Origin of the sequence: Mycoplasmopsis columbina, assembly GCF_900660685.1 — a bacterium.
In the GTDB taxonomy this organism is placed as follows: domain Bacteria; phylum Bacillota_I; class Bacilli_A; order Mycoplasmatales; family Metamycoplasmataceae; genus Mycoplasmopsis; species Mycoplasmopsis columbina.
The window spans coordinates 227,066-251,107 of sequence record NZ_LR215041.1; the positions used below are offsets into that span (position 1 = coordinate 227,066).

General features: G+C 27.2%; 25 protein-coding genes and 1 tRNA gene. 14 read left to right on the forward strand and 12 right to left on the reverse strand.

The window, feature by feature from the left end; genetic code table 4:
* The 3 genes from EXC37_RS01145 to EXC37_RS01155 are packed head-to-tail and all read right to left on the reverse strand — an operon-like array spanning position 1 to position 2,840.
* Entirely contained in the window at positions 1 to 1,287 is a 1,287-nt protein-coding gene (locus EXC37_RS01145) for a Y-family DNA polymerase (protein WP_051660722.1), read from the reverse strand.
* On the reverse strand, positions 1,268 to 1,696 hold the full coding sequence (locus tag EXC37_RS01150) for an iron-sulfur cluster assembly scaffold protein (protein WP_029892074.1): 429 nt from the start codon (positions 1,694 to 1,696) through the stop codon (positions 1,268 to 1,270). Before EXC37_RS01150 ends, EXC37_RS01145 begins: the two co-directional genes overlap by 20 nt.
* Positions 1,686 to 2,840, reverse strand: a complete 1,155-nt coding sequence (locus tag EXC37_RS01155; RefSeq protein ID WP_029892073.1) for an aminotransferase class V-fold PLP-dependent enzyme — start codon at positions 2,838 to 2,840, stop codon at positions 1,686 to 1,688. Before EXC37_RS01155 ends, EXC37_RS01150 begins: the two co-directional genes overlap by 11 nt.
* Positions 2,841 to 3,121: 281 nt before the next feature.
* Between EXC37_RS01155 and rplM the strand changes: the two genes are divergently transcribed.
* The 8 genes from rplM (at position 3,122) to EXC37_RS01190 (ending at position 8,693) form a co-directional block, all read left to right on the forward strand.
* Complete coding sequence (rplM, locus tag EXC37_RS01160) at positions 3,122 to 3,556, forward strand: 50S ribosomal protein L13 (RefSeq protein ID WP_006608584.1); 435 nt, start codon at positions 3,122 to 3,124, stop codon at positions 3,554 to 3,556.
* A gap of 1 nt (position 3,557) precedes the next feature.
* Positions 3,558 to 3,953: a 30S ribosomal protein S9 gene (gene rpsI / locus EXC37_RS01165; RefSeq protein WP_006608583.1), complete on the forward strand. Its 396-nt coding sequence runs from the start codon at positions 3,558 to 3,560 to the stop codon at positions 3,951 to 3,953.
* A gap of 56 nt (positions 3,954 to 4,009) precedes the next feature.
* Positions 4,010 to 4,086, forward strand: a tRNA-Ile gene (locus EXC37_RS01170).
* A gap of 232 nt (positions 4,087 to 4,318) precedes the next feature.
* Positions 4,319 to 4,840: a hypothetical protein gene (locus EXC37_RS01175; protein ID WP_029892072.1), complete on the forward strand. Its 522-nt coding sequence runs from the start codon at positions 4,319 to 4,321 to the stop codon at positions 4,838 to 4,840.
* A gap of 45 nt (positions 4,841 to 4,885) precedes the next feature.
* Positions 4,886 to 5,023 carry a hypothetical protein gene (locus tag EXC37_RS03225; RefSeq protein ID WP_155948017.1) on the forward strand — a complete coding sequence of 46 codons (138 nt, stop codon included), beginning with the start codon at positions 4,886 to 4,888 and terminating at the stop codon, positions 5,021 to 5,023.
* 123 nt (positions 5,024 to 5,146) lie between these two features.
* Positions 5,147 to 6,877, forward strand: a complete 1,731-nt coding sequence (locus EXC37_RS01180) for a hypothetical protein (protein WP_029892071.1) — start codon at positions 5,147 to 5,149, stop codon at positions 6,875 to 6,877.
* A gap of 79 nt (positions 6,878 to 6,956) precedes the next feature.
* The gene (locus EXC37_RS01185) at positions 6,957 to 7,433 is read left to right on the forward strand and encodes a hypothetical protein (RefSeq protein ID WP_129693829.1); all 477 of its coding nucleotides are present in this window, start codon (positions 6,957 to 6,959) and stop codon (positions 7,431 to 7,433) included.
* Positions 7,434 to 7,505: 72 nt separating this feature from the next.
* Positions 7,506 to 8,693 carry an MAG2810 family protein gene (locus EXC37_RS01190; RefSeq protein ID WP_129693830.1) on the forward strand — a complete coding sequence of 396 codons (1,188 nt, stop codon included), beginning with the start codon at positions 7,506 to 7,508 and terminating at the stop codon, positions 8,691 to 8,693.
* 29 nt (positions 8,694 to 8,722) lie between these two features.
* Here EXC37_RS01190 and EXC37_RS01195 read toward each other — a convergent pair whose 3' ends face one another.
* The 7 genes from EXC37_RS01195 to EXC37_RS01225 all read right to left on the reverse strand — a co-directional run bounded on the left by EXC37_RS01195 (position 8,723) and on the right by EXC37_RS01225 (position 13,686).
* Positions 8,723 to 9,031 carry a Smr/MutS family protein gene (locus tag EXC37_RS01195; protein ID WP_006608578.1) on the reverse strand — a complete coding sequence of 103 codons (309 nt, stop codon included), beginning with the start codon at positions 9,029 to 9,031 and terminating at the stop codon, positions 8,723 to 8,725.
* Between the two features lie 2 nt (positions 9,032 to 9,033).
* Positions 9,034 to 9,855, reverse strand: a complete 822-nt coding sequence (gene mutM / locus EXC37_RS01200; RefSeq protein ID WP_029892068.1) for a bifunctional DNA-formamidopyrimidine glycosylase/DNA-(apurinic or apyrimidinic site) lyase — start codon at positions 9,853 to 9,855, stop codon at positions 9,034 to 9,036.
* A 169-nt stretch (positions 9,856 to 10,024) separates the two neighbouring features.
* On the reverse strand, positions 10,025 to 10,261 hold the full coding sequence (locus tag EXC37_RS01205; protein WP_006608576.1) for a biotin/lipoyl-containing protein: 237 nt from the start codon (positions 10,259 to 10,261) through the stop codon (positions 10,025 to 10,027).
* Between the two features lies 1 nt (position 10,262).
* Positions 10,263 to 10,991, reverse strand: coding sequence for a 2-oxo acid dehydrogenase subunit E2 (locus EXC37_RS01210; protein ID WP_006608575.1), 729 nt, complete (start codon positions 10,989 to 10,991; stop codon positions 10,263 to 10,265).
* A complete protein-coding gene (locus EXC37_RS01215) occupies positions 10,991 to 11,206 on the reverse strand; it encodes a hypothetical protein (protein WP_006608574.1) in 216 nt (71 codons plus the stop codon). Before EXC37_RS01215 ends, EXC37_RS01210 begins: the two co-directional genes overlap by 1 nt.
* 320 nt (positions 11,207 to 11,526) lie before the next feature.
* Positions 11,527 to 12,522, reverse strand: coding sequence for an alpha-ketoacid dehydrogenase subunit beta (locus tag EXC37_RS01220; RefSeq protein WP_006608573.1), 996 nt, complete (start codon positions 12,520 to 12,522; stop codon positions 11,527 to 11,529).
* 60 nt (positions 12,523 to 12,582) lie between these two features.
* Complete coding sequence (locus EXC37_RS01225; protein WP_029892067.1) at positions 12,583 to 13,686, reverse strand: thiamine pyrophosphate-dependent enzyme; 1,104 nt, start codon at positions 13,684 to 13,686, stop codon at positions 12,583 to 12,585.
* A 311-nt stretch (positions 13,687 to 13,997) separates the two neighbouring features.
* On the opposite strand from EXC37_RS01225, the gene EXC37_RS01230 reads away from it, so the two are divergent.
* The 6 genes from EXC37_RS01230 (at position 13,998) to EXC37_RS01255 (ending at position 21,951) form a co-directional block, all read left to right on the forward strand.
* A complete protein-coding gene (locus tag EXC37_RS01230) occupies positions 13,998 to 14,975 on the forward strand; it encodes a phosphate acyltransferase (protein ID WP_006608571.1) in 978 nt (325 codons plus the stop codon).
* A gap of 37 nt (positions 14,976 to 15,012) precedes the next feature.
* Entirely contained in the window at positions 15,013 to 16,203 is a 1,191-nt protein-coding gene (locus EXC37_RS01235) for an acetate/propionate family kinase (protein ID WP_006608570.1), read from the forward strand.
* Between the two features lie 132 nt (positions 16,204 to 16,335).
* The gene (locus EXC37_RS01240) at positions 16,336 to 19,098 is read left to right on the forward strand and encodes an OppA family ABC transporter substrate-binding lipoprotein (RefSeq protein WP_129693831.1); all 2,763 of its coding nucleotides are present in this window, start codon (positions 16,336 to 16,338) and stop codon (positions 19,096 to 19,098) included.
* The gene (locus EXC37_RS01245) at positions 19,061 to 20,074 is read left to right on the forward strand and encodes an ABC transporter permease subunit (protein WP_006608568.1); all 1,014 of its coding nucleotides are present in this window, start codon (positions 19,061 to 19,063) and stop codon (positions 20,072 to 20,074) included. Before EXC37_RS01240 ends, EXC37_RS01245 begins: the two co-directional genes overlap by 38 nt.
* Complete coding sequence (locus EXC37_RS01250) at positions 20,067 to 21,140, forward strand: ABC transporter permease subunit (RefSeq protein WP_006608567.1); 1,074 nt, start codon at positions 20,067 to 20,069, stop codon at positions 21,138 to 21,140. Before EXC37_RS01245 ends, EXC37_RS01250 begins: the two co-directional genes overlap by 8 nt.
* Positions 21,130 to 21,951, forward strand: a complete 822-nt coding sequence (locus tag EXC37_RS01255; RefSeq protein WP_006608566.1) for an alpha/beta fold hydrolase — start codon at positions 21,130 to 21,132, stop codon at positions 21,949 to 21,951. Before EXC37_RS01250 ends, EXC37_RS01255 begins: the two co-directional genes overlap by 11 nt.
* 28 nt (positions 21,952 to 21,979) lie before the next feature.
* Here EXC37_RS01255 and uvrC read toward each other — a convergent pair whose 3' ends face one another.
* Positions 21,980 to 23,698 (reverse strand): excinuclease ABC subunit UvrC, encoded by a 1,719-nt coding sequence (gene uvrC, locus EXC37_RS01260; RefSeq protein WP_029892065.1) that lies wholly within the window; start codon positions 23,696 to 23,698, stop codon positions 21,980 to 21,982.
* 1 nt (position 23,699) lies between these two features.
* Positions 23,700 to 24,041 (reverse strand): thioredoxin family protein, encoded by a 342-nt coding sequence (locus EXC37_RS01265; protein ID WP_006608564.1) that lies wholly within the window; start codon positions 24,039 to 24,041, stop codon positions 23,700 to 23,702.
* Between the last annotated feature and the right edge of the window lies 1 nt (position 24,042).

Here is a 24,042-nt window from a genome sequence, read left to right on the forward strand (position 1 = left end):
TTACTTTTCTCCTTGTTTATCTTTTATTTTAACTTCTTCTGAAACAAATTTAACTTGAACTTTTGCAAATTCGTCTTTGTTTAAGAGAGTTTCAGCAGTTGTTAAAAAATCAAAATGTGATTCGCGATTCAAATTTCTAATGATATTTTTAATTTTCTGCTCTTTAGTGTTATTACTTGTTTCTTTCCTTTTTGTTCGATTATCAAAAAGTTTTAGTTGCCGACCAACTTCTTCAATAGGTAAAACATTGTTTAATTTTACTCCAATTCCTCTTAATGGTTTTCCATTTCATGAACTATCAAATAATCGAATTGCAGTTTCTAAAATTTCTGAATTATCGTTTGTGTATTCTTTAATTTTTTTCTGCTGACCTTTTCAATTTTTATCGCTATCTCGTAGATTTATATAAACAACATTTCCAACTAAATTTCTATTTTGCGCTTTAGTTGTAATCTTTTTAACTAAAACTTTTAAAATGTCGATTAATTCTTCGCGTTCTTCTAAATCATTAGACATAAAAGTTAAGTCAGTTCCAATACTTTTTACTTTATTTTTTTCGACTACAACATTATCATCGCCTAAACCATTTGCTTCATTAACAATGTTTTGACTTCTTGATTTAAAAATATCATAGAACTCGAGATTATAAGGATCTATTTGTGCTAAATCACCTATGGTATAGATATTTAAGTCATTTAATTTTGGTCAAGAATTTTTACCAATTCCAAAAAATTCTTTAATTTCTAAAGGTCATATATGATCCTTAAAATTATTTTTAGTTAGATGTTTTAAACCGAAAGGTTTACCTAAATTTGTTGCCATTTTGGCTAAAAATTTGTTATATGAAATTCCAATAGAGATAGGGATTTTAAATTTATTTTTGATTTCATTTTGAATTTTTCTTGCCAAAATTAAAGGATCACCATTATTTACAATATGCGTTACGTCAAGTCAACATTCATCAATTGAATAAATTTCAATAAGTTTTGTATATTTGTGACTTAAATAACTAAAAATTTTAGTTGATAAATTCACATAAAGTTCAAAGTTAGGTTCAACTATTATTGTTTTTGGTTCAAGTTGGAAAATTTTAAAATTGGGTCATCCTGCTTTAACACCTAATTGTTTCAATTCATAACTAATACTACTTGCAATTGATCTTTTTAATTTTCTCCCAACTGCAACAGGCTTGTTAATTAATTCAGGATTTAAAGCACGATGAGCACTAACGAAATATGAATCAAAGTCAATGTGAAAAATTATTTTATTATTTGTTAAATAACTCATTTTTTAAAGGTTTAGTGAGCATTGTACAACAATTAAGACGATTATGATGTTTTTTGACATTGTCAAAAACGGCTAATTTTCCTAAAGTTGTTTTTTCATCTTCAGTTATTTCTATTCCCTGAAGAAATTTTTCATATACTTCTATAAACTGTTGACTTTGTTCAATTGTCATACTGTTTAATTTTTCACAAAGCAGATCAGTGGAAGCTAAAAAGAAAGCACATCCATTGCCATTAAAAATTAAATTTTTTATAGTGTTATTTTCAACTTGATATGAAAATTTTAAATAATCGCTACAAGATTCACCAAATTTTTCAACTCCCATTTCTTCAAGATTTAAATTTTTAAATTTAGGTTTAAGATAATGTGACATGATAATATCTCTTTTTTCAACATCATTATATGACAAGAAAATCACCTCCTTCTTTAAGTGTTTTAACAAGATAATCACATTCTTCTTTAGTGTTGTATATTCCTAAAGACACTCTAACATAGGCATTTTCGTCACGAATATTTTTTAAATATTGTGCACAAAAAATTCCACTTCTCACATAGATATTTTTTGTAGCTAAATAATGAGCAACATCCTGAGCTGGAATGTTTTTGACATTAAAGAGCAAAATATGATTATTTCGTGAATTGTATAAAGTTAAATTTTTAATTTTAGCAAGTTCATCTCACAAATAATTAGTTAAATCTCTCAAATGTTGTTGTGTTTTTTGATAACCTAAAAATTCATTGAAGAAATCTAAAGACGCATTAAACATATGAAATGCAGCCAAATTAGGAGTTCCAGGTTCATAACTCATTAAATCATTTTTAATTGTCAAACATGCATTAGTATCAACTTTTGCAACTGATCCTCCTCCAACAAACGCAGGAGTAACTTGTTGTGCAAGTCTATGATTAAAAGCTAAAACGCCAAAACCAGTAGGTCCATAGAATTTGTTAGCACTAAATGCGATTGCATCGCAATTGGCAAATGAAACACTTTCGCTAATAATTGCTTGGGCAGCATCATTAATTAAATATGCATTATTTTCTATAACTCTTTTATAAACTTCTTCTAAGTTTACTTTTTGATCAAAACTATTAGAAACTTGTGATAGTGCAACAATTTTAGTTTTTTTATTAATGTTTTGAATAATTTGATCTGTAAAAATAATTTTTGCGCCTTTTTCTTCCGCTACTCTAATTCAAGGTCCAATATTTGAAGAGTGATTGTAAATTGATAAAATAATTTCATCATCTTTATTTATTAAATGCTTTACCATTAAAGCAATTTTATTAAGAGAGTCTGTTGTACCAGAAGTAAAAGAAATTTTATCTTCATCTTTTGCTTGAAGCAAAGTTCTTACTTTTTGTCGCACATTATTAATTACCTCTGCATTTTTAATTCCTATTTTAGTTTCACTTGAACGAGTGCTAACTGCATATTTAGTATAAAAATCATACTCTGCTTGTATGGCTCTAAGAGGTTTTTGAGTTAAAGCCGAGTTATCAAAATAGACGATCTGTTCAAGTAAAGGAAAATGTTCTCTAATCTTATTCATAATATGTAAATTTTAATTTTTAAATTTAAAAAACATAAAAATATTTTAAAAATACTACCTTTGAAATTTCGTGCGTGTTTATATATTATTTTATTTATATTATTAGAAATCATTCACTTTGTGGTATTATTCTTAAAGATTTTCTAGCAAGCAAATTCAAGAAATTTTAGAGTTTGAAGATCTATTAAAAAAAATTAAATTTTTGATATTGCTTTTTTATCTTTACTATATAATAGTTAAGCAATTTTACAAACTATTTATAACGTTTTGAAGGAGGAGTCATGAGACAAACAACAATTATTAACCGTGAAAAAGCTAATAAGAAATGATACGTTGTTGATGCTGAAGGCCAAGTTTTAGGTCGTTTAGCTGCTTTCGTTGCTTCTGTATTAAGAGGAAAAAATAAACCAACCTTTACACCAAATGCTGACATGGGTGATTATGTAGTGATTGTTAACGCTGAAAAAGTTGTTTTAACAGCTAATAAAGAAGAAGACAAAATGTACTACCACCACTCAGGATATCCAGGTGGATTAAAAAGCATTAATGCAGCTAAATTAAGAGTTAAAAAACCAACTGCATTAGTTGAAAAAGCTATTTCAGGTATGATTCCTCATACAAAATTAGGTGATAAACAACGTAGAAACTTATTTGTTTATGCTGGTCCAAATCACAAACACGAAGCACAACAACCAGAAAGTTTAGAGGTAAAATAATATGGCAAACAAAATTGAATACCGTGGATTAGGTCGTCGTAAATCTTCAACCGCACGTGTTGTTTTAAAACCAGGAAATGGTAAATTTACTGTTAACAATCGTGATGCTAAAGATTATTTAACTTCTGATTTATATATTCAAGATGCTGAACAACCACTTGTTTTAACAGAAACAAAGGGAACATTTGACATTGTTGTTAATGTTCGTGGTGGTGGTTTAAGTGGTCAAGCTGGCGCAATTCGTTTAGGTATTGCTCGTGCTTTATTATTAGCAAGTGAAACATATCGTGCAAAACTTAAACCAGAAGGTATGTTAACAAGAGATGCTCGTGTTAAAGAGCGTAAAAAACCAGGTCTTAACGCTGCACGTCGTGCTCGTCAATTCTCAAAACGTTAGTTTTAATAAAAAAATCATTCATTTCTACCAATTTTATAGTAAAATTGGTAGTACATGCGAGCGTAGCTCAACTGGTTAGAGCACACGACTGATAATCGTGAGGTCGATGGTTCAAGTCCATTCGTTCGCACCATTTCAAGAAATTGTCCAAAACTGCTTAGGCAGTTTTTTATTTTAACTTATTTTTGATTCAAATAATTGTATATGATTAAAATATGAAAAAATTAGAGTTATATATATTAAAAAATGAAAAAAAATCTAAATTATTTTTTGATAAATATCCTAATTCCTGTTTTTTTAGACAAAATAATAAAGTGTTTTTTAGAAGTTATTTTAAAGCAAAACTAGAAAAAATGTAAATAAAATTGAGTGAAATTGAATTAGATGAAGATTTTTGAAACTATGCAAAATTAATTGAAAAATATGCATTAGAAGACGCTAAAAATATAAGTTATCGCAACAATGAAAAAACAAATTGGGATCTAATAAATAAATCTATTACAAGATTAGATGTTGTTATAAATAGTACACAAAAATATTATCATTTACCATCTGATCATCCAGAGTATAGTTTTCTATATTTTGTTACAGACTGTTTTATTGCTTTACTAAGATCTCATCCTGCTTTCAATGGAAATGAACGTTTTACAACTATGTTTTTAAAAAGCATTTTGTATAGTGAAGGATTTTATTTAAAATGAACATCAAATAATTTAAACAATTCTAAAGAGTATAAATGAAATATTGAAGAAAAAATTGCAGAATTTTGTAAAAATTTGCAAAATCATAATGAACAATTAAGTGATGAAAAATTTAAACAAAAAAGACAAGAAATTTATAATTGATTAATAGAACACATTGTTATAGGATTAAATTTTAGACAATAAGATTTATTGTATAATTCTTACAAAATGTTACAAAAGGGGTCAAATATGATTAAATTAGAAAATGAAAAAGAAAAAAAATCTCATTTTTCACCTAAATCAGTTAAAAATTCCTTTAAAAATATGAAAAAAGAAGAAGATTGACCTGCTTTTGTTGAAAGCATGAAAAGACTTGCTGATTTATAATAATAAATTACTTATTTATATAAATATTTCTTCTAATGGGATATTTATATTTTTTATTTTTAAAAAAGTTTTTGAAGAATTTAGAAATTTTTTTTAAAAATAAAAATTTAATATAATTGGAAAATGCAGAAGAAATTACAAAAGAAATGAATATTAGGTTTGAGTATAACAGCGGGTGTTGCAGCTGTCGTTCTTCCAACTTATTACTTTGTTGGTGGAATTTATGCTTCTCCATATGTAATTAAAAACCTTGAAAAAAGTAATCAAAATAAATACGAAAATATTTATAATGACGAAATTCAAAACATAGTTGATTATCAAAATCAAGCAGATGTTAACATCTATATTAATACCTATGGTGTTGCTTTTTACAATCACATGTTACAATTGGCGATGTTGTCTAAGGGAGCAACTTATTTTGCCTATCACTCTGGAATTTCAACTCAACAAAACTTAAATGTTGAAGAATTCGAAAAGTTTTTAAAAGAAACTAGAAACTACAACGATGATAATACAGAATTAAGAAAAAATGTAGAAATTAAAGATTTTGGTCCAGTAAGTCCTTCAAAATGAGCGAATTGAATTAAAGAAATAATTGCAAAACATCCAACTAAAAAAATTAATCTTTGAGTTAATGTATCTAATTTAAGATTTTTAGCAAAAGAACTTAATATAGCGTTAAGTAACTCAAATATCAATATTAATGCTTTCGAAGATTCATATGATATTGCAAAACGTGTTTATGATTGATATGGTTCAAATTTAGATAAGTATTATGATCAAAAAACTAAAGAATGAAAGGCAAAAGGAACTTTTGTTGTTGATATTGAAAATCAATATGCACTTTCATCACTTACTGATAGAATTAAATTTTTCTTTACTAACGGAAATTACATCGATAGATTAAAAACATTAGGTTACAAAAACATTTTTAATTTATACGAAACAACACCAAAAGACTGAACAACCTTAAAAGACAAATTATTTGTTACAAGATTTGCAAATAATAAAAGAATTTCTACATATTGAGCTACTGTTTCAGGTCAAAACTGAGAAAAAGATAGAGATATTGTTAAAAAATATGCGCAAAATGGTAAAAAATCTATCATTATTTTAGGAAATAGCATAATTGATTTGAATTTAAATTTAGTAGCTACAATAGCAAAAACTTATGGTGCTAATTATAATATTTATTTCAAAGGTCACCCGGCATATAATAGTCTAGGTAATACTTTAAAAGAAACTTTTGTTAAAGGTAAAACCATAAGCTTTGACAATTTATTTACAGGCGAAAAAGACAAATTAACTATTTCAGATGACTTAGTGGTTCATATTTTAGAGAGTCAAATTAGTTCTGAAGAATTTACTACATATCATGCTTTAGAAGAAAATGGATTATGATTCGATAAGTGATTCTTTGCTCAATTAGGATCAAATGCTAAATTTGGAATTATTAATGGTAAAAATGAAGTAACTGATATCGAAGGATTCTATGATTACGATGATAAAGTTCTTCGTGTAAGAGAAAACGCATCATTAGATGTGCTAAATAAATTCAAAGTTTATGAAGACGAAATTTTTGCTACTCAGCTTTTAAGCAAAGCGAACTTATTCATTAATTTAATAGAGAATTCAAAAGAAAAAAATTTCGCTGATTTAACAATTGATGATTTTGATATTCATTTTGAAAATTATAAAACTTTAGATCATCCTTTATATAACTTATTAGAAAAATCAATTAATAGCAAAAACAATGAAAACGGAGAAATTGACTTTACTTTAAAAATTAAATCAAACATAAATCAAGATGAATTTGTTGTAAATATCATCAAAAAGGTGACAAATGAAAAATAAAAGCAAGCAGAGTTTAAATTTTATTTCCTTTTTAACTCAAATTTTAATCTCCTTAACTTTAGTCATTGCATTTGCATATATGACTCATAAACATTTCATATCAATTACACAAAGATTTTTAAATAAAACTTTTATAGCCATGATTGTTATTTCTCTAATTAGTTTAGGAATTCTATTGTCTTATGCTATTTATTTATGAAAAAAACACAAAATTAAATTTAGAGATTTAAGCAAACATATTTTTCTTAATTATTTCTATTTTTGAGAAGAAAAAATGGATGAAAAATATCAAACTAGCCAAAATAAATATTCTTTAAAGAAAACTAATTATTTATTCAGTTTCATAGCATTAATTCTAATTTATGTAATTGTTACTTTCTTTACACTAATAACATTAAATAATTATGTTAGATCTTTACTAGAAACTATTGAAACTTATCAAATACTCCTTGGCGAAGTGTTTTTAATGATTAGTGTGATCTTTCTGCCATTTATTTTTCAAGCATTAGCAAGTTATTTATTAACAAGAAGAATTAGTAATAAAAAAAGCATTTAGTTGCTTTTTTATTATTCTAAAATTTTTACAAAGTTAAGAAAAGTTTTGTTTTTAAATTATAAAATTATAAACATGAAAGAATTAAATTTAATTTCCAAAGAACGTTTTATTGAGCAAAATCAGAAAAATGTTCAAGAACAAATTTATCATCAATTAGAACATGATCTAAAAGCACAAAATAAAAAATTAAAAAAAAGATTGGTAGTTAATCGTATATTATTTTGAACTAGTTTTGTAATATTTTTTGTCTCAATAATATTTTTCATATTAGGTATTTTTGAAGTTGCTTTCAAGAACAAGATTTTACTTTGAAAAAGTCATCTAGCAGTAGCTATAGTAGTTTTTATTTTTCTAAGTATTTTTAGTTTATTAACATTGATAGTAACTAAGTATTTTTTGAACAAAATTAGAAATACATTATTTAAAAAATTTAGTCTCAAACCACTGTTTCATAGTCTTTTTAGTTATTTTGGTTTTAAATATCATAATAATGAAATTGACGAAAAACAAAACATTTCATTTTTTAAAAACATTAACAATTTCAAAGAAATGAATAACAGTTACCATTTAACTCATCATTATAAACAACATGCAATTATTACTAATAATACTTATGTAAGAATGCAAAATCTACGCTATAAAAGTGAAAATTACCAGAACTTTTATGATCTAAAATTTTGAACAAAAATTAAATATATTTTTAAGATTTGATTTAAAAAAGGTGTTAAATGAAGCAACTATCAAGGAGAAATTGAAGAAGAGAAAAATATTCAAAGATTTGGATTATCTTTCAAATTAACTTCACTAAATAAAAACTTAGAATTTACTCTTTTTGACAAAAACAATTATTTTACACCTGAGGATTACACATCTTTGGTTCTTGACGATCGTTATGAATTCTTAAAAATCAAAAACAAAAAAAATGAAGCATTAACTAAGTGAGTAAGCGAATCAACAAATTTAGAAGCTGTAAAAGTAATCACGCAAATGATTAATAATTATAAATTTATAAATTTTAAATATAAATTTAAAAAATCAACAATAAGTAATTTATCATTAAAAGTATCTAATCAAGAAATTTTTATTTGATTTAACACTAAAGAACAAATTTTAAATTTTACAGCTTCTCCGAAAATTATCAATACTAAAAAATGATCTCAATTAATGAGCAAAAAAATATTAAATGATTTTTACTTTATCTATTTAATTTGTAATTTAGTAGTTCCTTTTGGATTAGAAATTAAGAATAATAAAAAATAAAAAGCAGATAAATAATTTCATCTGCTTTTTTAACAACAATTTTCATCTTCAGGAAAAGGATATTCTTTTAAAACGTCACAATAATTATCTTCTTCTTCATCATCTCAGTAATCTTGTTCTAAATAAACTTCAAAAGCTCCATTATCATTTGTAATGGCATAACTATAATCATGTTTCATTAAATAGTCTTCTACCACTGTAAATAAAGTTTTTGAACCTTTACCTGTAATAATTTCAATTTTTGAAATGTTGTGTTCTTGAGCATCTAAAAAAGCTAATTCAACTTTGCTCAAAGCTTGAATTTGATCAAGACCGTGTAAATCAATTTGTTTAAACATTATTAACCTTTCTGACAGTGAGGGCAATAATATGTACCTCTTTGTCCAACATAAATTTTTTCAATTAAAGTTTGACAACGTGGACAAGGCTTGTTATCTTTCATGTGCACTTTTAAAAAGTTTTGAAAGTTTCCTCTTACTCCATCAACAGATGAATAAGACTGAATTGATGAACCACCTTGTTTAATTGATTCTTGCATAATTTCATCTGCTGCTTTAATTAAGTTTCTTAATTGTTCTAAGGTCAATTTGTTAGTTTTGGTTGTGGGATGAATTTTTGTAGCTCACAAAGCTTCATTAGCATAAATATTTCCGATGCCTAAAACGAAACTTTGATCTAAAATTAAATTTTTAATAGGTATTGATTTACGCCTGATTTTTTGATAGAGATTATCTACATTAATTAAATCTGGTGTTGGAGCTAATTTAGCCAATGGGTTGCTTGTCATCAAATTCTCTTTAGTACGAATATGGAAAGTGCCAAATTGACGAGCATCATTGTAGTAAAGTGTTGAATTATCATCAAAAGAGAATACTAAATAATCATGAGCTTCCAATGATCTCATTTTCTTATAAGTGTTGTATTTGCCTGTCATTCTTAAGTGACTAAGTAAATATTTTTCATTACTTAATTTAAAAATAATGTGTTTCCCTATGTTATAAAGATCCTCAATAGTTTCATTGAGTAAAAATTTTTTGAATTCAAGAGGTGAAACCTCTTTGATTAATTTATCTTTGTAAATGTCAAGTTTAGTAATTTTTTTACCTAAGATTTTTACTTTTAAATCATTTACAACTGTAATAACTTCTGGCATTTCTGGCATAACTTTATTTTATACCAATAAAACTTTTTAAAGTAAAAAAAGCAAGATAAATATTTGCTATTTTTTAGCAAATATTTTTTTAATTTAATCTTTCAAATTGAACTGTTTTATAGTCTAACAAAGATAAAAAAACAGACCTTTTTAGGTCTGTTAATTTTTAAGCATTATATTAGTTTGTTTCAATGTGGAAAATTTCATCACCAACAGTAATATCTTTACCTGGTTCAATTAAAATAGCTTTAATTACACCGTTAACTGGTGAAGGGATTTCTGAAGTCATTTTATCAGTTTCAACTGAATATAAAATGTCTCCTTCTTTAACTGTATCTCCCACTTTAACTCTAACTTCTGCTACTGTTCCATCGTGAAGACCTTCACCGATGTCTGTAAATTGCATTTTAAACATATTATAATTCTCCTAAAACTTCAGGCATTTCTAATAATTCTTTTACTCTGCCGTTAAAACGCCCCATGTCAGCACCATCTACTCAACGGTGATCAGCGGCGATTGATAAATACATCATTTTAACTGGTTCTCATTGACCATCTTTGTAAAGAGGTTCATCAACCATAGCACCAACTGCTGTAATAGCAATTTCTGGGTAGTTCATGATTGGGGTTCCTCACATAACACCAACACTACCAACGTTGGTAATAGTGTAGTGTCCACCTTGCATATCAGCCATACTTAATTTGCCATCACGTGCAAGGGTTGCCAATCTAACAATTTCTTGTTGGATTTCAACGATGCTTAATTTGTCAGCACCTTTAATAACAGGCACAACTAAACCACGTGGTGTGTCGACAGCAATACCAATGTTTAATTCACCTGGATAAATAATTTGACCTGTCTCTTCATTTACTTTAGCAGCAAAAATTGGATATTCGCTTAAAGCAATAACAACTGCTCTAATAATTCATGATAAGAATGTTAATTTAACGCCGTGTTGTTCTTGAACTTTAGCAAGAACTGCTTTACGGTGATTGTATAAAGCGGTTGCATTAACTTTCTGTACAAGAGAACAATAAGCAACAGAATCCATTGCATTTTTTAAATTTTTTGCAATAGCTTTACGAATTCTAGGAATTGGTACTTCTTTTGCTTCAAGTGGTTGTAACTTAACTAATTCAGCCATTATTTGTTCTTTCTAGCTAAGATAGCTCTTTGACGAGGAGTTAAATTTTCGTCATCTTTTGTACATGTGCCGTTGTTAGGACATTCTTTTTTCTTTGCTGATTTTTTTGCTAATGATGAGAAATCTAAAAGATCGTTAGAAACTTTTAATTGACCAACAACTGCAGGAGCTTTTTCTTCAGCTGCAGGTGTGTTTTTTTCTTTGTCTTCTAACATAGATCCTCCTTAAACTTATATAAGTGTAATATTTTTTTGAGCCTTAATATTTACATATTAAAGCTACTAAAAATTATAAAGTAAAAATAATTTTTTAGTGCTAATTATATGTAAATTAATACATCTTTTTTTAAAAAAGTTTTTATTTAGCGTGTTTTTAAATTTAAAAAATGTTTTTTTCTTTTTTAAAAAGATAGAACGAACATTTTTTAATTATTTACAAAACACGAAAGAATAGTGCAATTTAACTAATTTGAATAAAAAAAAGAAAAATACCCACAAAGGGGTATTTTGTAATGTGATAGTTAATTTACAATTAATTATTCAGCCATCATTTCTTCAACAACTGTAGCAATTTTTTCTTTATCTACCATGAAGTATGTTTCTAATGATGGAAGAGGAATTGTAACGTCTGGTCCTGTTAAACGACGTGGAGCAGTTAATAAGTCGTCAAATGCATGTTCGTTAACACGAGCAAGTACTTCGTTAGCTACTGAACCTGATTGAACAGCTTCTGTAACAACTAATACACGACCTGTTTTCTTAACTGATTTAATGATGGTTTCTGTATCCATTGGTTTAAGAGTTCTTAAATCAACAACTTCAACTGAGTAGTCTTTTCCTCTTTCTTCTAACACTTTAAGTGCAGCAATACTTTCGTGAACCATGTGACCGTAAGTAACGATTGTTAAATCTTCACCTGGAACAACAACATTTGCTTTACCAATTTCAACTTTGTAGTATCCTGCTGGAATTTCTTGTTTGAAAGCACGATAATCACGTTTGTGTTCTAAGAAAATAACTGGATCTTGGTCTTCGATTGCTGCAATCATTAAACCTTTTGTGTCATATGGTGTAGCTGGCATAACAACTTTAAGACCTGGAATGTGTGCATAAAGAGCTTCCACTGATTCTGAGTGGTGTTCAAGAGCTCTAACACCTCCACCACATGGCATTCTAAGAACCATAGGAACATTGTAGTTTCCACGTGTTCTATTTCTCATACGTGCAGCATTACCAAACACTTGAGCTAATGCGTATAATGAGAAACCTGAGAATTGCATTTCAACAACTGGTACTAAACCAGCAATAGCAGCACCGATTGCTGAACCAGCGATAGCTGATTCTGAAATAGGAGCATCTCAAACTCTATCTGAACCGTATTTTGCTTGTAAACCTTGTGTAGCACGGAAAACTCCACCTTCAAAACCTGAATCTTCACCGTAAATTACAACATTTTTGTTTCTTTCAAGCATTAAGTCTAATGCGTTTGTTAAAGCACTAATGTTGTTAACTGAAATCATTTCTTTGTTCATAAATTTCTCCTTTGAATTTTAAGTATTAAGCTAAAAGTGATTTTTAACTAATATCCTAAATTATTTTTTTAAAAATCTTCTGTTTGCTTCTTTTTGAGCTTTTAATTCTTCAGGTAATTCAGCATAGGTGTAGTCGTAGATGTGGTCGTATCCTTCTTTTGTAAGGGTTACAGTTGCAGCGTCGTATGCAGCACGAGCATCTGCTTCAGCAGCTTCTCAGATTTGAGTTTTAGCTTGTTCTGTAAGTAATCCTTCTTGTGTAAGGTATTTTTCAATACGGTGCATTGGTTCTCATTTTTCGTGTCTTTCTTCTTCTTCTCTTGAACGATAAACACGAGGGTCATCACTAGTTGTATGTTGACCTTGACGTCATGTAACAAATTCTAAAAGAACTGGTCCATGTCCTTGTCTTGTATATTCGTAAGCTTCTCTAACAGCAGCAGCTGAAGCTAATAAGTCGTTACCATCAACACGAATACCTGGGATGTCGTATGATGCAGCTCTTTGTGATAATGTAAGAACTTTGTAGCTATTGTGTTCTGGAACTGAAATAGCTCATTGGTTGTTAATTACAGCGTAAACAACTGGCAAGTTACGAACTGAAGCTAAGTTTAATCCTTCGTGGAATTCACCTTCGTTTGTACCACCGTTACCAATGGTTGAAAGAACGATGTCTTTGCTTCCATTGTTTTTTTGTTTTAAAGCGTATGCAACACCAGCAGCCATTGAAATTTGTGATCCAATCACAACTTGCATTGGTAATGTGTTTGCTTCTTTAATGTATTTTGAACCAAGTTCTGATCCTCTTCAGTATAAGAACATGTTTTCTGCTGTAACTCCACGTGCGAATTGAGCAGCTAAAACACGGTAGTGAGGAACGAATCAATCGTCTTTTTTAAGGTAGTAACCTAAAGCAGCTAAACAAGCTTCTTCACCTAAGTTAGGAGCGAAAGTTCCTAAACGACCTGTTTTTTGTAAGGTTAAAGCATAAACGTCTCACTGACGTGATTTAACCATTAATTTATACATTTCTAATAATTCAGCTTTTTCTTCTTTTGATGGTTTGTAATCTTTATTGATTAAGTTTCCATCAACGTCAACAAAACGAATCATTTCTTTTGGATCTGACATAACTTTGCCAGCTTGGATGTATTTGAATGACATTCACTTCTCCTTTTATAATATTATAAAAATTGCAATTAATATAATTTAAATTAACTTGCACCTATATTATAAAACAAAAGTGTAAAAAAATGCTTTTGTAATTATGAAATTAATTCTTTTTTATTTTTTCCTTAATTAACTTTAACAAAGAAAATTACCATTTTTTAAAATTTGCATTTTGAAAATAAATACTTTCAAAAAAATGAAGAAAAACTATTTTTATCATCCGTATAAAAGATTTAAGAAGTAAAAAGTCACTTTTATAATAAAATTATCACATAAGTTTTATTATTTGTTTTTAAGGAGAATGAATGTCAAAAATTTCAAAATTTAGTGAACACATTAACAAATTATTAAGAGAAAAAAGTTCACAACAAGTACTTTCAGTACTTTTCATTGATGGTGATGATGCAAGATCAAGAGAAGCTGCACTTTACTTACAAAAAGAAAAATTAGCTAAACCAATTATGCTTTTAGAAAATGAATCACAAGTAGTAAATGATGGATTAGAAAACATCATTATGACACAAGCAAATGCTAAAAAAGACGAATATGCCCAAAAATTAGTGGAAATTAGAAAAGGTAAAGAAGACTATGAAACATGTCGTAAAAACCTTGATCAACGTCCATACTTTGGTGCAATGATGATTAGAACCAAAGAAATTGATTCAGCGGTTGGTGGTTTAATTTATTCAACAGCGGATATTTTAAGAGCTGCTTTTAAATGTATTGGTCCAAAACCAGGAGTTAAAACAATTTCATCAGTTATCGTAATGCATAAAGAAGATGAAAAATTAATTTTTACTGATCCTTCAACAGTACAAAAACCTTCAGCAGAACAATTAGTTGATATTGCTGCTAATGCAATTGATTTTGCTAAAACAATGGGAATGAATGATTTAGCAGGATTTTTAACTTACTCAACAAATGGTTCTGGTTCAGGTGAAAATCCAGATTTAGTAAGAAATGCGGTAGCTTTAGCACAAGAAAAAGGATTAAACATTATTCCGGGTGAAATGCAATTTGACTCAGCATATGATCTAAATGTTAGAAAACACAAATTCCCAACCGCTCCTCAAGAAGAATTAGGAGTATACGTATTCCCTAATTTAGAAAGCTGTAACATTGGTTGCAAAATTGCACAACGTTTAGGAAATTATGGCGCAGTTGGTGCAATTATGCAAGGAGTTAACGGTGCTATCAATGATTTTAGCCGTGGAGCTAAAGTTCAAGATGTTATCGATGTAACTTCAATTACTGTGTTAAAAGCTTACGAATTTTTGAAATAAGAATTAACCTATAAAACAGATTTTTAAGGAACAAAATATGAAGAAAATTTTAGTAGTTAACGCAGGAAGTTCATCATTAAAGTGAGCATTTTACTCACATGATCAACTTGAATTATTAGCCAATGGTTTATGTGAAAGAATTACAGAACCAATGGGAAAAATTATTGTTAAATTTAACGGTGAAAAATATGAGCATGAACTTAAATTAGATAATCATTCAGTGGCTGTTCAAGAATTAATTGAACTTTGAAAACAACATGGTGTAATTTCTGATTTGAGCGAAGTGGAAGCAATTGGATTTAGAACTCCATATTCAGGTCACAATTATCTTTCACCAGCATTTTATAGTGAAGAAGTTAAAGCGGGTATTGAAGAAGCAGTTAAATTTATTCCCCTTCACGCTCCTGCAACCTTAAGAGCAGTTGAAGGTTTTGAAAAACATTTACCAAATGTGAAAAAAATTATTGCTCAAGATACAGCATTTCACACTACAATTCCAACACTTAATAGCACTTTCCCAATCAATCAAGAATGAGCAGAAAAATTCCATATCAAAAAATTTGGTTACCACGGATTAAGTTATGATTTTATTAATGAAAGAATGAAATCATTACTTGGTAAAGACAAAATTAACATTGTTGTTGCTCACTTAGGTTCAGGTAGTTCAGTGTGTGCAATTAAAGATTCAAAATCATACGATGTTTCAGTTGGTTTTAGTTCATTTGATGGTTTAATGATGGGAACACGTTGTGGTGCTATTGATCCAGGAATTTCAGATTATTTAACAAGAATTGAAAAACAAGATGAAAATGAAGTTTTCAATATGTTAGTTAAAAAATCAGGTCTTTTAGGTGTGAGTGGTATTAGTAATGATATTCGTGATTTACATGAAGTTTATGAAACTAATGAAAAAGCTAAATTAGCAATCGATTTATTTGTTTCAAAAGTAGTAGACTATGTTGTAATGTATTTAAACAAAATTGGTAAAAACATTGATGCTCTTGTCTTTACTGCTGGTATTGGTGAAAACGACGACATTGTTAGAGATATGGTTGTAAAACAATTAAATGCTTACGATGTTAAATTAGTTCAAGAAGCCAATTTAGACAGAAAATATGACGATTATAAATTGATTTCAACAGAAGATTCACAGTTTCCAATTTACAAAGTAAGAACTAATGAAGAAATTGTGATTGCTCGTTATGTAAAAGAATTAATCGAAAAATAATAAAATATACCAAATTTTAAAAGTTAAATAGTGTTTTTATGCTATTTAATTTTTTTTATTTAAAACGGAATTATAATTTTCATGATTTTATTTCGAGATTTAAATACAAATAGTAAAGGAAAATTTTAAAAAATGAAAAAAAAGATGTTTTTATTACCCTCATTAGTCGTCACTGGTGCTGCTTTACCACTTTTAGCAGTAGCTTGTCAAAATGAAGAAGGTAATTATTTAGAAACTTTAACTTTAAATAAACAAATTAACCCTATTAATCAGTTCTTTTTAGACACAACAGCAGAGAAAGAAAGTAATATTAGTCCCAATGAAAGTTTGGAAAAAACAGCCACAGCTGCTGTACTTTTTAGAATTCAAACACTATCATCACCTGAATATACACAAGATGGAACTTTAGCTAAGGTTGGAAATGTAAAATATAAATTAGAATTAGCGAAAGATATTACTTTTACTTTTGAAGATGGTTCTACTAAAGTTTATAACAATGATAATTCAGATCCTGTAGCTGAATCAAAAGATGGAAATCCATATGCTTTTCAAATGTCAAGTGATGAACATTCAATTAATTCTCAATCTTTTAGAGATGATGCTAAAAAAGCTATAAAAATGGCTGTATCAGTTAAAGACAACATTTATTGATATGATTCAAATGGAAATAAAACTGAGTATAAAGTTGTAGTAGAAGACTTTTGATTTTCATATTTAAGAAGTTATTATTCAGGCTTTTTCCAAAGGTATTTTAAAGGTGATAATGGTAGTTATTCAGCTGCTTCAGAAAGAGATGCAGAAGCTAAAAAGAGATTTAATGATACAAATGGATTGAGATTCGGCGGCGCATTATTTACTAATGGTCAACAATTTGACATTAATGGATTAGATGCTGGAAAATTTGTAGCTTTTAATAATGATGATGAAAATGAAGCAACAAACGCTATCAAAAATAACACACTTGTTTTTGATGCAATTCAAAAAGATGGAATTTATGGTCAAAGAGATTTCTTTTCATACTTTGATTTAATGCTCAATAAATCACTTGTTTATGCTGCAGCTCCAAGTCAATATCTTAGAAAATTGGCGGCCACGGAATATAAAGAATCAAAAGAAGAAAATGCTAAAAATCTATATGGAGAAAAAATTCTTAACAAAATTGGATTTTATTTCTACGGTGCATCAGGTTTGGCAAAAAATTTATATGCCGGTGCTTACTTACCTAATGCAAGAAAATCAAATGACAATACTTTAGTCTTAAAAAGAAATGATGAATACTATAAAAATGGATTATTAGACAAAACATCTTTAAAACAAATTAAAATTAATTATGGAAATATAGATTCTACTTTAACCGTTAATAACTTTAAAAATAAAACTAATACAATACTTAATTTTGATGAATTATCAAAAGAAAATCAAAGTTATTTTGAAAAAGAAATTGCAACGGTTAATGCATTAAAATATAAAAATTACCAAAAAGCTAAATCTATTGGTTCTTCAGCATTTAATATTACTCCAAAACCTACAGTAGTTACAGAAAACGGAGTTAAAAAAATTAATTATGAAGAAATTGCTTTTAATGAAAATTATGCAAAATTAGTTTATGGTGCATCAATTGCTGAAATTAATAAAGGTTTTAGAGGCGAATCATATGAAAATCGTAAATCAATTAGTAGTGGTGTTTTTGATGAACAATCTATTAGCTTTAGAAGTTTAATTAATGCTGCAATTAATTGAGAATATGTTAAAGATAAAGATTCAAACACTTCTAGGGATTTATGACTATCAAATGCTGCACCAGATGCCTTATTAGGTGGAAGTGATCAATTAACCTCAAAATACAAAACTGCTCGTGATGCTAAAGATTTAATTAATAAATTAATGCCAATTGATCATGAAGGTAATTTAATTAATCTTGAAGAATTAACTAAAAATGAAGAATATCAAAATACTTATAAAAGCGTTTATTTTGATGCTTTAAAAGACAAAATTAAAGCAACCTTAGATGCTTTCTATACAAAAAATAACTTGAGTTTGGATCAAAAAATTAAATGATTTATTTACAATGATCAATTAATTGATGAAAAACAAACTCAAAAATATGAGGCAATAGTTAATACAATTAAAGAATTAGATTCAAGACTAGAACCAGTTTTTAAAAAATTGGCAACGAAAAAAGATCTTGATGAAGTAATTGGAAATGATAATGGAACTGGTAATAATTCAATTAATCAAAGAATTAGCTATTCATATGAATTTGATACATTGTCACCATATTTAGACAAAATTACACATGCAATTGGATTAAGTCCTTTTGCTCTTTGAAAAAAATTTGCTAATTTAGAAGCAAATGACAAATTGGCAATAGCCTTTCCGGAATTAACTCGTTTTGCTAAGGAGTTAAAAACAAAACAAGAAAGTGGAGAATTTAAATACAACGAAATTTATGTCGGTGGTGAAAATCCAGCAAAAGATGCACAATTATTTAAAACAATAGTTTGAGATGATTTAGATAAATTCAATAGTTACGAAGAAAGAGAACTTTATTTAAAAGGTGTTCTTGTAAACAAAGATGGAATTTTAGCTTGAAGTTCAGCTGGTTTTGGTGGATTAGGATATAAATATGCTGGAAACGGTGTATTTGAAATAGACAACATTGTCGAACAATCAAAATTTGCTCGTTATTTTGTTAGTCACTCAACCAATGAGCAATTGGTTAATTTATTACGTGAATTAAACACTTGAAGAACTTTTGATATAACAATTGATAAATATGTTGAATCATTAAATTCACAAAGTATTTACTTAACACACAAAGGCTTTAACATAGTTGTGCCTTATAATAATGTTACATATGTACAAGATTATTCAGTTGAAGAAAAAAATCAATAAATCATTAAACAAAATAAAATGATTAAATAAATTTTTTATAGCAATTATTTCTACAATAATAATTGTTATTTTTTTGTTTATTTTATTAAACGGTTTATTTCCTATAACTACACAACAAGAAATTCAACTGCGTTCAGCAGGATTGCAATACGATCAAATTTATCAAGAAATTGTACAACATAATCATTTGGATAAAAGTTTATTAGAAAGAAGCTGAATTTACTTTATAAACTGATTTAAAGGTGATTTTGGAACATTAAGTTCAGGTTCAGATCTTTATGGACCACAAGCATCAAGCAATAGAAGTATTTTAGATTACTTTTTAATTAAAAATTCAATTAGTTATTTAATAAGCACAATTTCATTATTATTTTCACTTCTCATTGGTGTAATTTTAGGTTATATTGCCGCTAAAAAAAGAAACACTATATGAGATTACATTTTAAATTTTTTCACCATAGCAACATTAAGCATTTCTCTTTTTATTTTAATTCCATTAGTTATTCAAATTGTTTCATCTTTTGGAATAGTAATTGAATTCAAAAAAGATGATTTTAAAACTTATCTACTTCCTATTTTTTCTTTGGCAATAATTACTATTGCACCTATTTTACAGGTAGTTAGATCAAAAGCAATTGAAATTTTTACTAGTTCGTTTTATCTTTTTTTTCTCTCAATGGGAATTAGAAAATGAAAGTTATTTTGAAAAATTATTTTTCCTAATCTCTTTACAGATTTAATGAGTTTGATGCCATTTTTACTAATTGGTTTGTTTGCGGCAAGTGTTTTTTTAGAATACTACTTTAATATACCAGGAACGTGACAATATTTGTATGCAACTGTTACTAGTTATGAAAATTATTTAATATGTTTTATGATTCTATTTCTGGGTTTAACTTATTCTCTTGTATACTCATTTGGAGAAATAGTTAAAGTTCTAATTGATCCTAGAGAAAGGATAAGAAAACATGAATAATTTATTTAATTTTGCTGAACCTAAAAAACTTATTCACAGTCCCATAGGTAAAAAAAGAAACCTTTTAAAAAAATATTTTTTCACAAATAATAAACTTTCTGTAATTAATATTTTGTTAGTCGTGGTATTGATTTTTCTACTTTTATTTGCATTGATTAGTTTAATTTTTAGTAACAAACCCTATTCAGATAATGAAAAACTTTTAGGCGTGAATGAAAACATAGGAGCATTTTTTACAGTAACTTACAAGAAAATATCATATGCAGGAGAAAAAGAAACAAACCAAATAACTTTAGAAATTTATAAGAATATTAAACTTTATAATATTCCGCACAAAATTGAAACTAATGTTTTTGGTAAGCAAGAAATTATTTTTAATCCTAGAGATTATTTAAATGTTATTTATGGAAGAAAAATTATTTTCTTTGGAACTGACAGTTTTGGAAACGATGTTTTTATCTACTCACTTAAATTATTTATAACCTCGACAGGTATAGCCTCTTTAATTTTCTTTTTTGAATTAATTTTAGGAATGTATTTGGGAATTTATTTTGCAATTAATCAAAATAAATTTTTCAGAAATTTATTAAAAATCTTAAATGTTTTTATTTCAATACCAGATGTTATATTTTTAATACTAGTTTCTATTTTTGTAAGAAACATCAATATTATTTATTTATTTATCTTTTTTTCAGGTGTATTAAGAATGTTGTATTGATCTTATCAATATAGTTATAAAGAAACCAATAGTGACTATTTTATAGCTCTTTTAGCCAATAATGTAAGTATTAATCGTATTATTTTTAAACACTTATTTCTAAAAATATTGGGAAGAATTTTGATTTTGTTTATGCGAAGAATAGGATATATTATTTTTCTTATTGCTACTTTGGAATTTATTGGAGCGCCTCTCAAAAATAATATTGCAATTGTTTTAAAAAATAACTGAACAACAAGAGATGAAAATGTATGAAAAATAATTTTTCCCACATTTTATTTATTTATATTTTTAATTATTACTCAATTTATTGCTACTAGAATAGCAAAAACTTTGGATGAGAAATAGAAAGGCTACAATGGAAAAAATTTTTGAATATCAAAATTTAAAATTAAAGTATTTAGAGCAAAATAATAATCAAAGTAAAAATCTTCTTTACATTCATGGATTTTCAAGTGATTACAAACATTTTTATCCTTGTTATGAAGAGTTTAGTGATTTTAACTGATATGGCTTGAATATGCCTGCGCACGGAGAAAGTGAAGCAAGAAATGATGTAATGAATCAATTAATTTTCAGAGATATTTTAATTGCTTTTATAAACGAAAAGCAATTGGATAATCTTTACATTGTTGGGCACTCAATGGGTGGTGCACTTGCGATGATGTTAGTCCCTTTTTTACAAGAAAAAATATCTAAAATTGCTCTTGTTGGTCCCCAAAATCGTTCATCTCTCTCACGTTTAGAAGAATTTAAAGATTGCTTTTATATTTGAAATGCAGAAGATTATAAAAAATTGGTTAATTTATGTTACTTTGATCCGCAAAAAATAGTGTCAAATAAAGAACTGATGATTAAAGTTGATAATTATTTGAAAAACAATAAAGAAAAACTAAAATTAATCTACAAATTAGGTGATAATTTACCAGAATTAAAAAATATGGATCAAATTGATCGTGGTCTCTTGGAATTTAAAAAACCGTTAGCTTTAATTTATGGTGAGGCAGATGGAATTATTGATTTAAATAATATTGCTAAATATTATAGAAGTTTAAAAAATGACACAAAGGTCTATAAAATAGAGAAATCTGGTCATAGTATTTGAATTGAAAACTATTCAGCTTTTATTGATATTTTAAAACAATTTTTTGACGAATAAAAAAATGCAGTTCTTCAATTGCATTTTTTTATTTCAAATATTCTTTATTGTAAATTTTAAGTGCAATATTTTTAGGAATAATTTTTTCTAATTCTTCTAATGAGGCGTTATAGATGTTACTATAAGTTTTAAAGTGTGCTAATAGTTTATTTTCCATAACGACACCTAAACCTTTAATTGATTGCAATTTACCTTCAAGAGATGAAATTTTTTGTCTTGTTCTTAGATGTTCTTTAGCAAAGCGATCTACTTCAATTTGAATCTCTGAAAGAAAAGCAAAAAGATCTTTTTCAGCAATTTCAACTTCATTTAAATTTAAATCTATTAATGCTCTTGTTCTATGTCTTTCATCCTTAACTAAACCAATTACAGGAAAATTGTAATTCTGAAAAGTTAAAATTTTACGTATTTCATTAACCTGTGGCAATCCACCATCGGCAATAATAAGTGAAGGAGTTATATTCTTATCTAAATCTTTTAAATACTTAGTAACAGTTTGTTTCATGTATTCAACATCTGCTTGCCGAGTAAGATTAATTTCGTGATTATATTTACGATAAAAATTTTTATTTTTAATTCCATTTGTATAAACAACAGCAACACCCACGGGATTAGAATTATTTAAATTAGAGTTATCAAAAACAACAATATTTTTTAAATCAATATTTGGTACATATTTGCTCAGTGAATGTAACATTTTTTCAGCATTATCAATTTTATTTTTAACTTCTAAATGTTTGCTTTTGTAAAAATCATCAAGATTTAAAAAAGCTAAATCAATAATTTGCTTATAAATTCCACTTTTTGGATAAATAAGACGATTTGAAATTTCTTCATCATTTAATTCATAATTTGTTAGTTCTTCAGAAACAACAATTTTTTTAGGAATCAAATTGTCTTGATAATATTTATTCAAAAAAGCTTCCATAGTATGTTTAGTGTCAATTGCAATAGAAATAGTTTGAATGTCCTTATTAATCAAAATACCGTAACGATAAAAGAGCATTGCTAAATAAATTACATTATCGACTGTTTTAAAGGCTAAAACATCTATATTTTCAAAATCTTTTAATTCAACAACTTGACTTTCATTCAGTTTTGTTAAATAATTCAATGAATCTCTTAAATCTTTTGCAATTTCAAATTGAAATTTTTCTGCAGCATCAAACATTTGTTGTTCTAAATTTTTAAGATATTTTTTATTAAAACTTAAAATTTCTTTAATTTTTTTAAACTTTTCTTCTCAAAAAGAAGAGTCTTGATTGACAATTTTTAAACCTTTTTCAAAAAAGGCTTCTCTTTGTAAAAGTTTTAAAATGGTTGTAGCTCCATAACCATTAGGGAAAGGACCAAAGTGAATTAAATTATTAGTATCTTTAACTTTGACTTTTCTTGAAAGCGAAATATCAAGTTGATTATTTTTTAATTCAATTTTAATGTAAGGATATTTTTTATCGTCTAAAAGTAATATGTTATATTCGGGATTGTATTTATGAATATAGTGTCTTTCTAACAACAAAGCTTCTTTGTTGTTGTGCACAACAAAAACATCAAAATCTGCAATTTCTTGCACTAGTTTTGATGTTTTGTAAGAATTTTCTGCACCCTCAAAATATTGATGCATTCTTTTTTTTAAATTTTTGGCCTTACCAACATAAATTACATTTCCATTAGAATTTTTTCACAAATAAATTCCGGGTTGTGATGTAACGGTGCTAAGTTTTTCTAATATTTCTTCTCTAGTCATTTTAGTCAATATAATCTTCAATAAATTGTGCTAATAATTCTTTTGGATAGTATTCATAAACAATTTTTAAAATTTCATTATTTTTATAAAAAACAAAAGCTGGAACTTTTAAGATTTGTCATTTTGAAAATGGATCTTTATACAAATGTGCTTCTTCTGCATCAATTTCTAAAAATTTAACTTTAGGATTATTGTGATAATCATTAAAAAGCGATTTTACAATAGGTTGCATCATTTTACAATCGGGACATCATGTGGTGCTAAATTCAATAAAAAATAAAACATTTGTATTTTCTTTTTTACCTATAATTTCATTTAAATCGTCAAATTTAATTTTTTCCATA